2 protein-coding genes and 1 pseudogene are annotated in these 1,566 nt (G+C 34.5%); all 3 read left to right on the plus strand.

All coding sequences use genetic code 11. The features are described from left to right. On the plus strand, nt 1-665 hold a 665-nt coding region (gene rsmH, locus ACFDSN_RS12065; RefSeq protein ID WP_375240104.1), incomplete at its 5' end, for a 16S rRNA (cytosine(1402)-N(4))-methyltransferase RsmH. Beyond that, nucleotides 665-994, plus strand: coding sequence for an FtsL-like putative cell division protein (locus ACFDSN_RS12070; protein WP_375240105.1), 330 nt, complete (start codon nt 665-667; stop codon nt 992-994). The genes rsmH and ACFDSN_RS12070, both read left to right, overlap by 1 nt. Nucleotides 995-1,000: 6 nt before the next feature. Next, a pseudogene (locus ACFDSN_RS12075) lies at nt 1,001-1,566 on the plus strand (penicillin-binding protein); the annotation flags it as partial.

Consider the following 1,566-nt stretch of genomic DNA (forward strand, 5'->3'; position numbering starts at 1 on the left):
CGAGGTTTCTTCGTTTTTACGGAATTAGAAAAGTAGATGGTGTTTTGGCTGATTTGGGTGTTTCTTCTCATCAGTTTGATGAGGCAGAGAGAGGTTTTTCTACAAGGTTTGATGCTGATTTGGATATGAGAATGGATCAGAAATCAGATTTATCAGCAAAAAAAATCATCAATAAATATAGTGAAGAAAGATTAGCAGATGTGTTGTTTTTGTATGGCGAGTTAAGAAATGCAAGAACACTAGCTAAGAAAATTGTAGAAGCAAGACAGGAGGAGGAGATTGTTACAAGCTTTCAATTGAAAGAAGTTTTAAGAGAGTTTTTGCCGCAAGCTAAAGAGCATAAAATATTGGCGCAAATATTTCAGGCAGTAAGAATAGAGGTGAATCAAGAGTTGGAGGTTTTAAAAGAATTCTTGCAGCAAATGCCGGATATGCTAAATGAGGATGGACGATTAAGTGTTATTTCTTATCATTCGTTAGAGGATAGGTTAGTGAAGCGATTTATAAGAACAGGTTTGTTTAGTGGTGAGCCAGAAAAAGATTTTTATGGAAACATTAGTGTTCCATTAAAGAAGGTTGGTAAGATGATTATACCTGCAAGAGAGGAGATAAAAGTGAATAATAGAGCTAGGAGTGCTAAATTAAGAGCAGCAACACTTAAATAATGTCTAAAGTAAGAGAGGGTATTTACGGTGTTTTACGAGGGCGATTCTTAACAGATGATAGTTCTTTTAATAACTGGCGGATATTAATTTTTGTAGTAGTGTTATTGCTGATTATGATATCTAGTTCACATAGTTTGGATGCGAAAGTAGTGAAGATTGCAGAGCTAAATAAGTTAAAAAGAGAGTTGAGAGCAGAAGACTTTGATACGAGTACGGAGTTAACAAGGATGAAATTGGAAAGTAGTATTCGGAAAAGAGTAAAAGAAAAAGGATTGTTTCCGGCAGAGAAACCTCCTCAAAAAATAAAAGTAACAACTAAAAAGGAATAGATAAAGATGGTAGAAAAGAAAGGTATATTAAACAAACTCTATGTTGTGGTTGTTTTAATGACGCTCTTCTTTGTGGTTATTATTTTTAGAGTATTTAATCTTCAGTATGTAGATGGTGATAAGTATAGAAAGCTATCTCAAGAAAAAACAGTAAAAAACGATACGATATTTGCAAACCGAGGTAATGTTTATGCTGCGGATGGAAATTTATTGGCAACCTCAATGTCAAAATATACTATACGTATGGATGCTGTAGCAGTGAAATCGGAAGTGTTCGAAAAAAATATTCGAGCATTGTCGGAATCATTGTCGTCGATGTTAGGTAAGCCCACGAGTTACTATCAGAGAAGAATAAGACAGGCAAAAAAACAAAAAAACCGCTATTTATTAATTGCTCGTAATGTTGGTTATAATGATTATGTAAAGATGGGTAATTTTCCGATTTTTAAAGAGGGGATTTATAGAGGTGGTTTTATAGCAGAGCAAAGTACGGTAAGAGTGCATCCGATAGGTAAAATAGCAGAAAGAACAATAGGTTACGATAATAAAAGAGGAGGAGCAGGAATAGAGGG

This window comes from Aurantibacter sp., from assembly GCF_042094015.1.
Taxonomy (GTDB): domain Bacteria; phylum Bacteroidota; class Bacteroidia; order Flavobacteriales; family Flavobacteriaceae; genus Aurantibacter.

What these genes read in the sequence shown, in the direction of transcription:
- ACFDSN_RS12070 (WP_375240105.1), top strand. Translation starts at nt 665, where the DNA reads ATGTCTAAAGTAAGAGAGGGTATTTACGGTGTTTTACGAGGGCGATTC.